The sequence below is a fragment of the Apibacter sp. genome (genome assembly GCF_025291155.1).
Lineage (GTDB): Bacteria > Bacteroidota > Bacteroidia > Flavobacteriales > Weeksellaceae > Apibacter.
The window spans coordinates 1-7,358 of the sequence record NZ_JAMBJZ010000095.1 but is presented as its reverse complement, the minus strand read 5'-3'; the positions used below and the strand labels follow the sequence as shown (position 1 = coordinate 7,358).

At 30.3% G+C, this 7,358-nt stretch carries 5 protein-coding genes; 1 reads left to right on the top strand and 4 read right to left on the bottom strand.

Annotated features, from left to right (window positions below):
- Positions 1-163 precede the first annotated feature (163 nt).
- From M3Z80_RS08505 to M3Z80_RS08490, 4 genes are all read right to left on the bottom strand, one after another.
- Complete coding sequence (locus M3Z80_RS08505; protein WP_293919168.1) at positions 164-451, bottom strand: chaperone modulator CbpM; 288 nt, start codon at positions 449-451, stop codon at positions 164-166.
- Between the two features lie 13 nt (positions 452-464).
- Entirely contained in the window at positions 465-1,376 is a 912-nt protein-coding gene (locus tag M3Z80_RS08500) for a J domain-containing protein (protein ID WP_293919167.1), read from the bottom strand.
- A gap of 367 nt (positions 1,377-1,743) precedes the next feature.
- Entirely contained in the window at positions 1,744-3,363 is a 1,620-nt protein-coding gene (locus tag M3Z80_RS08495) for an aldehyde dehydrogenase family protein (RefSeq protein WP_293919166.1), read from the bottom strand.
- A gap of 326 nt (positions 3,364-3,689) precedes the next feature.
- Positions 3,690-5,354, bottom strand: a complete 1,665-nt coding sequence (locus M3Z80_RS08490) for an amino acid permease (protein WP_293919165.1) — start codon at positions 5,352-5,354, stop codon at positions 3,690-3,692.
- Positions 5,355-5,552: 198 nt separating this feature from the next.
- Between M3Z80_RS08490 and M3Z80_RS08485 the strand changes: the two genes are divergently transcribed.
- Positions 5,553-7,358 (top strand): TonB-dependent receptor (locus tag M3Z80_RS08485; protein WP_293919164.1); only part of this gene is annotated, 1,806 nt, incomplete at its 3' end.

Sequence of the window (7,358 nt, the reverse complement as noted above, 5' to 3'; positions counted from 1 at the left end):
TTAGTACCTATGCCGGGAAGATGGATACAAGGAGGGGTAATTTTTAAGAATATTCTATAATTTGTACATATATAGAAAGTTAATAGCCATTCAATTTATATAGAATGGCTATTACATTTATGTATTATATGATAAATAAATTTTAATAAATAAAAATATTTACCTATTCATAAAATCTAAGCCTATTTTTTAGCTCGGTCATTTCTCCCTGAAGTTTCCGAATCCTAATAAGAAGATTTTGTATAGCATCAATTCCGGCAATATTAATATCCATCTCATAGAACATTCTAGCATAAGATTCCACTTCAGAAAGAATATCAAACGGAATATATTTTTTTTGTTCTTTTTGAATGATACGTATAAGTCCGAGATTTTCCAACTCTTCAATAAATGATAAATCTACTTTATAATGGGAGGAATATTCTTCTATGGTTATTAAATCATTTTTCATATATGAAATAATTTTATGATTCTGCTAATTGCTTAAACAAATTTCTTTGCTTTTCAGATAGATGAGTAGGTATTTTTACTTGGTAAGTCACAAATAAATCACCATGTTCTCCCTCTCTTTTATATATTGGAAACCCTTTTCCTTTAAGACGTACTTTAGTGCCATTTTGAGTACCCGGGTTTACTTTGAGCTTCACTTTTCCATCCAGCGTATTAACCATAACTTCCCCGCCTAAAACGGCTGTATACAAGTCTATTTCTGCTGTAGTATTTAAATCGTTGTTTAATCTTTTAAAATTAGGATCGTCTAAAAGATTAAAGGTAATATAGAGATCTCCATTAGGTCCTCCATTAGCTCCCGGTCCTCCTTGCCCCTTTAATTTTATTTGCTGACCATTAGAAATACCGGCCGGAATTGTAATTCTTATTTGTTTACCGTTTACTGTAAGGGTCTGCTTGTGTGTTGTAGCGGCATCTTTTAATGATATGCGTAATTCGGATGTATAATCTTGTCCTTTAAATTTGGAACTTCTAGTTCTTGTTCTTCCGGTTCTACCCCCAAAGAGATCACTAAAAAAATCAGAAAAATCTTCAGTTCCAAAACCCTGAGAAAATCCTTCAAAAGGATTACCGGAATTATCATAATAATATTGTCCTTTGCCGGAACCTTGTTGTTGTCGCGCTTGCTCAAATTGTTCTGCATGTTTCCAGTTTTCTCCATACTGATCGTATTTCTTTCGTTTATCAGGATCACCGAGAACTTCATTAGCTTCATTAATCTGCTGAAATTTTACGTTAGCTTCTTTATCATTAGGATTTAAATCAGGATGATATTTTCTAGCCAACTTACGATATGCCTTTTTAATCTCATCTTGAGATGCATTTTTATTTAATCCTAATACTTTATAATAGTCAATATATGCCATATAGTTATGAGTCAATTTTTAAATTGATGATGATAAGAATATTATCTTATTTTCGGTGCAAATTCTAAACCAAAGTATAGTTTTGTCATATATATATCCGTATAAATTAGAATAGATCATAGAATATATAGATGATTGTACTTAATTATCTCATTAAAAATAATCAAATGAATAAATAAATTAGCTTTTTGTGAAAGTTTGTACAGAGAAAGATCGTATTTATGTTCAATAAAATTAAGAGATATGTTATATATAAGAGTATAGAATTATTAAACAAATTAGAATATTATAAAAAATAAAACCATCTATCAAAGATAGATGGCTTCATTTTATAAATAATTGATATTATAAGATAAATAACCTCATTTTAGCTTAATCTTGATGATTTGCCATTCTTTATCACTGAATCAATAAGACTATAATTTGATTTTGTTTCTTTAGTTGCTACAACAGAATCAATAGATAAAGCATACAAAGCTTCAATAGTGGAAAGAGTTCCTAAAGCTGAGTTCTTTCTTCCATTGAATGGTAGCGTGTCAGGTCCTCTTTGACATTGCGCATTTATATTGATTCTACCCACTTGACAACATAAAGCATCTACTAGATGTGCAACAGTATCTTCATTTGTACTGAAAATAGCTACTTGTTGTCCTTTAGTAGATTTTGTTATATAACTAATAGGAGTTTCAAGATCGTCAAATGGAACTATGGGTATAATAGGAGCGAATTGTTCATTATTGTATAATAAGTTCATTTTTTCATTAGCAGGATAAACAACTGTTGGATTAACTAATGAATGTAAAATTTGTCCTCCGCCATTTTCTTTATTAATAATTTCACCATTATTTTGTAATGCTTCGTCAATACATTTTTGAACAAATTGAGGTTTATCTGGCTCTGCTAAAGGTGTTATGATCACATTTTCTTCCCAAGGCATCCCTATTTTCAATTTGGATATTTCCTCTATGAATTTTTTATTAAATTCTTCAGCAATGGATGAATGTACAAATAATATTTTTATAGCAGTACATCTTTGACCGTTAAAAGAAAAAGTTCCTAAAATGGATTCTTTTACCGCTATGTCTATATCAGCTGCTTTGTCAATAATTGCGGCATTTTTCGCATCCAATCCTAATACAGAATGAAGACTGTTAGCATTAGGATGTTTTTTGATCATACCGTCAACTACTTTACTGGAACCGATAAACGCCAATACATTTATTTTTCCTGATTGCATTAAAGAAGGGATTACATCTTTACCTCTACCATATAGAGTATTTATAACTCCTTTAGGAAAACAATCTTTAAATGCGTCTAATATAGGCTCAAACAATAAAGTACCACGACGAGGTGGTTTAAATAAAACGGTGTTCCCCATTAATAAAGCAGGGATTAAAGTTGCGAAAGTTTCATTTAATGGATAGTTGTAAGGTCCCATACAAAGGACAACACCATAAGGAGATTTTTTAACTTGAGCAATTACCCCTTCATCTGTTTTAATACTGGATGAATTTATATCTATTTCTTTTAATGCTTCGATGGAGCATTTAATGGCATCCACAGTTCTATCAAATTCTTTTTCGGAATCCTTATAGCTTTTGCAAATTTCCCAAACCAATAATTTTACTACTTTTTCTCTTTGCTCAACCATTTTTACGATGAAATTCTCCATCGCAGAGATTCTCTGAGAAACTGACATAGAAGGCCATTCACCTCTCCCTCCATTAAAAGCCTTCAAAGCTGCATTTAATGCCATTTCGGACTCCTTCGTAGTACAAATAGGATATCTTCCTACTTTAGTTTTTACTAATTCATCAGTAGAATTTGACCGAGTATAAATAGGAGAATAGACTTCTTGATATGGACCTTCCCATTCAATAAATTCTCCATCAATCAAGACCTTTTTCTGCGTGATTTCGTTTTGAAGTCGAAAATTTTCAGGAATTTCATTTTCTTTTGGAAAATAATTTATTAAGTTCTGATTCATAATACTTAATTATAATAATTGAGCAAGAAAAAATTAACTTTCAAGCTAAGTTCGTAAATGCAAAGATAGTAAGTTTATTTTTTTTCGACATTATAATTTTAATATTCATATGAAAGGAATAAAATAAAATACGAAACAAAATGAAACTTACGAAATATAATATATTGATTGTTAAATGTATATATGGGAAGAGTAATGAAAATGTTTTTACAAATGAGTCGTAATATGAATATTTATCTAAGTTTAGTGTAAATTAACATTTTTTAAATCATTAATTTAAAATTTATAAGGCTATTTGAAAATAAGAAATTTTATATTATAAATAATTACGAATTGTTATTTTGTAATAATTTTCCAAGCTTACTATTTTTTCTTCCGTATATAAAGTATATAGTTAAGCCTATAAATAACCATAATATAAACATTCCCCAATTAGACCATTCTAGTTCAGTCATTAAATATAGGTTAAAGAGTATACCAAGAATTGGAATTAATGAAAATTTATATTTTAAAGCGCTAATAGATAAACCTAACCATATTATCCAGAAAATAGATAATAAAGGTTTTTCTTTAAAAATTTCCTTATAATTAAATTGAGTCACAAACAAAATTAGTCCTAAACAAAAGAAAAAAAGAATTAAAAATTGACCGTTAATATAGGGTAATTTAAACTTAGCTTGTTTTGAAAGACCTTTATTATCTAAATATAAAACTCCTGAACAAACTAATATAAAAGCAAAGAAGGTTCCTACGCTCGTCAAATCAACAACTAATTGCATATCTAAAAACATAGCGGGAATACCAACAAAAAAACCTGCAATAATGGTGGCAAAACTAGGAGTATGATATTTCTTATGTACGGTACCAAAAGGTTTCCATAATAAACCGTCACGGCTCATGGTCATCCATATTCTTGGTTGTCCTATTTGATATACGAGAATAGCTCCCGTCATGGCAATGACAGCACTAACGGAAATAATTCCGGCTATAAAATTTATTCCTATTTTATTAAATACATAAGCTAACGGATCATCAACACGTAATTCTTTATAATTAACCATGCCTGTTAATATCAATGCTATGGAAGCATATAAAACAGTACAAATAATGATACAATATAACATGGCACGAGGTAGGTCTCTTTGCGGATTTTTAGCTTCTTCTGCTGTCGTTGATATCGAATCGAATCCAATAAATGAAAAAAATACGGCAGCTACTCCTCCCATTACTCCTCCTAAACCATTAGGAAAAAAGGGAGACCAATTCTCCGGTTTGATATAAAATACACCTATGAGTATAATGCCTATTATTACAGATAATTTAATCCAAACCAAAGCATTGCTTACTCGAGTAGATTCTTTTATTCCTAGATAAGCCAATATCGTTACTAATAACGTTATTAATCCGGCAGGGAGATTAAAAATTATTTTAATAGTAGAAATCTCAGGAGCTGACTGATAAATTTGCGAAAGCCTAAGATCATTGGCAGAAGCTGTAAGAGGATTGGCCTGACATTCGAGATAAGCTCTATGAGCATTCCAATAATCAATAGAAAGCCAATCAGGCCAATGGATGCCGAAGCCTTGTAGCATAGAAACAAAATATCCAGACCATGAAATGGCTATTACCATGTTCGATACAGCATATTCTAAAATTAGTGCCCAACCTATAGTCCAAGCAAATATTTCGCCCAAGGATACATAGGCATAGGTGTAAGCACTACCGCTTACCGGAATCATGGAAGCAAATTGGGCATAGCATAGAGCTGTAAATATACAAGCAATAGCTACTAAAATAAATAATAAAGAAATAGCAGGTCCTCCTTCATAAGAGGCTCTTCCAATGGTACTAAAAATGCCAGCGCCAATAATCGCCGCTATTCCAAAAAAAGTCAAATCTTTTACAGATAATACTCTAATTAATTCAGATCTTTTAGTTGTATCTTGTAAATCAGATATATTTTTTTTACGAAAAAATGTGTTAAAATTCATTCCGACTTTTTTAAATTTTTTAATAAAGGAAATGATAGCAACTGCAAAAGTATAAATATCATTTAATAATTAGCTTAAATATTCAAATTGTTTTTAAAAATATGGGTAAAAATATATGGATTTAATTATTTAGAATTAATATAAACATTATTTAGAATCTATCTAGATAAATATTAAGTTTGTATGTAAATTTATAATATGAAAATCTTTTTTTGCTTTGTCTGTTCATTATTGTGCATTTGTGGATATAGCCAAGTTTTCGCAACAATTGAGGGTAAAGTGGTTACAAAAAATGGATTGTCTGTAGAAAATTGCGAAATAAGATTTATAGGTGATACCATTCTGACTGTTTATAGTGATGCTGATGGAAAATTTAAAATTTCCGATTTAAATATAAGAGAATATACCGTTTACATTTTAAATAAAGGAGAAATCGTCAATGAAGGAGTAGCTAAATTGGATCAACCAATTGTTTACCATTTAGATTTTATTACGAATTCATATAAATTTAATGATATAGAAGAAATAATTGTACAAGGGAGTCATACACAAAATCAAAGTGAATATGTGGCTAAAATGCCGTTAAAAAATATTGAAAATCCGCAGGTTTATACAACGATCACTAAAGAAATTATGAATAAACAGATGGTAACTACTTCAGAAGAAGCTTTAAAAAATGTACCGGGAGGAAACAATCTCGTGCAAGGACCTGGATCGGGAGGGGTAGGGCTATCATTAATGATGAGAGGATTTAATACGGATATAGGTTTACGCAATGGACTTTCAACCAATTTAGCAGGCCTGACCGATATGGTTAACGTAGAAAGATTAGAAGTGGTAAAAGGACCTTCTGGAACTTTATTTGGCTCTATTATATCCTATGGAGGAATGATAAATAAAATAACTAAAAAGCCTTATGATAAATTTAGAGGTGCGATTTCTTATACTACCGGTTCATGGGGCTTATCACGTTTAGTTTTAGATATTAATTCTCCCATAAAAGATACGGCCGTGTTGTTCAGAATTAATACCTTATACCATACAGAAGATTATTTTCAGGAATATGCGGGAAGGAAAACTTGGGCAATAGATCCGGGTTTAACTTATTTGGTAAATGATCACTTAACATTAAATTTCGACCTTGAGTTATTTCAAACTTCCGGAAATACTAATTTTTACAGCAAAGGGAATAAACTAAATGTTAAAAAGTTTACATATTTACCGTATAATCCCAAAAAATCTTTATCTGACAAAGATTTAGTTAGTGATAACGACATAATAAATGTTTTTGCAGAGGCAAAATATAAAATATCAAATACTTGGATTTCGCAAACTCTGTACTCTTTTTCAAAGTCTGAAAATAAAGCAAATTATCTGTTTTTAATTTTCTTAGACAATGAAAACATTCAAAGAAAGATTATGAAAGTTCCTAGTACCTTTAATCGTTATAACGCACAACAAAACTTTATAGGTAAATTTAATTTAGGGAGAGTAAAAAACGAGTTTCTTGCAGGGATAGACTATTTATATTACACTAATGAAGATAAAAGATCGCAAATAGTGTATGACGAAATAAATATTTACCAAGCAGATTTATCTTTATCTATAGATAAATACAATTCATTGATTGCTGCGGAACCCCCATTTGCACAATATTTCAGAAAACATAATATATTAGGAATTTATGTTTCAGATGTTGTTAAAATAAAAGACCGGTTAAATTTACTCATGTCATTAAGAATGGATTATTATAAAGCTAAAGGCGGTAACTATCTAAATATAAAATCATATAACTACGACGATTCCCAAACTTCTTGGTCTCCTAAGTTCGGCCTAGTATACGAAATAATTAAAGATAATTTATCATTTTTTGGAAATTATATGGATGGGTTTAGTAATGTGGTAGATACCAGTTCACCTGTTGGTCAAAAGAAGAGTTATAAACCTGAACATGCCAACCAATGGGAAGGTGGAGTGAAGTTAGATATGTTAGATCATAAAATA

Excerpts from the sequence above, each read along its gene's own strand:
- M3Z80_RS08505 (WP_293919168.1), bottom strand. The coding sequence starts at position 451 with ATGAAAAATGATTTAATAACCATAGAAGAATATTCCTCCCATTATAAA.
- M3Z80_RS08500 (WP_293919167.1), bottom strand. The coding sequence starts at position 1,376 with ATGGCATATATTGACTATTATAAAGTATTAGGATTAAATAAAAATGCA.
- M3Z80_RS08495 (WP_293919166.1), bottom strand. The coding sequence starts at position 3,363 with ATGAATCAGAACTTAATAAATTATTTTCCAAAAGAAAATGAAATTCCT.
- M3Z80_RS08490 (WP_293919165.1), bottom strand. The coding sequence starts at position 5,354 with ATGAATTTTAACACATTTTTTCGTAAAAAAAATATATCTGATTTACAA.